At 50.1% G+C, this 1209-nt stretch carries 1 protein-coding gene; it reads right to left on the reverse strand.

All coding sequences use genetic code 11. From position 1 onward, the window contains the following. Positions 1 to 56 precede the first annotated feature (56 nt). Positions 57 to 1209: AAA family ATPase (locus AC2FEE_RS25595; RefSeq protein WP_496868228.1), on the reverse strand; the 1153-nt coding region annotated here is incomplete at its 5' end.

The following is a 1209-nucleotide window of genomic DNA, read 5'->3' on the forward strand; positions in this document are numbered from 1 at the left end:
GCATTAGATTTCGTTTCTCCTACCTCCAAAAAATCAACCTCTCAATCTCACTTGAGTTAGTGGTAAATTTCCCGGTTCTCTAATGTCTCAGCACGGAGCAACATGCGAACGACATTGCGCAGGCTCAAATAATGCCCTCGTTCATCCATGGATTGTTCGATCACGCGTTCAATTGCGTCCAATGAAACTTTCGACAAGCCCATTCGGGCAGCTTGATGGCGTGCAAACCCCTTTAGTTGACTACTTGAGATTGCTTGCAACTCGATCACTGTGCATCGGTTGACCAAAGGCTCGGGCACACGAGAAACATCATTCGCTGTCAGTACCCACGAAATGTGGGACATATCAAACTTGGTACGGTAGTACGGGCACTCCCAAGCAACAGCTGTCGCAGGTTCCAAAAAGCTCAGCAATGAGGCCGAAAATGCGTGATGGGCACCACTGTCTGAAGTACCTGACTGAGCCTTGCAAATCTCATCAACAACAATCAGAGGATTACCAACGCGGTGCTGGAGGATCGTTTCAAGCGGTCTTCCTGGTTGCGCTGACGACCAACCCCTTTCCGTTCCCGCAACACTGAAACCTACTCCACCCAAGCTGGCATCAATCTCGCATCTGGGCACTTCGAACAGTTCGGACAGCCTTCTGGCCCAAACCGATTTACCAATTCCTGGCGGTCCATTCAGCAACAGAGTCGGCAATCGGATCGTATCTTTGGTACTAGCGATGCGCCGCAACGCGTGCCAAACCTCATTGGTGGCGGCAGACATCCACGGCATTTCTTCATGTAACGCAGATACTTTTTCGTCCACCCAATGCTCGTTTCTCGGCTCCGCCAAACGAACCTCATTCATTAGTGGGCGCAGTCGTTGGATTTCTTTCTCCGAGAGGTGCGCAAGACCTGAGGCTTCAGTCCTGTGCTGTAAGATGCACTGAACTCGATTTTTGATGCGCCGTTTGTCATCCCAAGTCAGCAAGACACCGTCTGACAGTTCGCAAGCAACTTTATCAAAGTCATCTCTACCGAGATCGGCCGAGTGTTCATCATCTCCGATGAATTCTTCGGCCAGCCGCATTTTACGCAAATTCTTCAGGTATTCAGTAAACCGATGCGTAAGGGCACCTTTTTCAATGTTGGGATCCGTGGCGAGTAGGAGTTTGATGGTCTTCATAGCAGTTCCCTCATCTATCCAGTGAGACAAACCGACC

The sequence above is a fragment of the Ruegeria sp. YTSC199 genome (assembly GCF_059609725.1).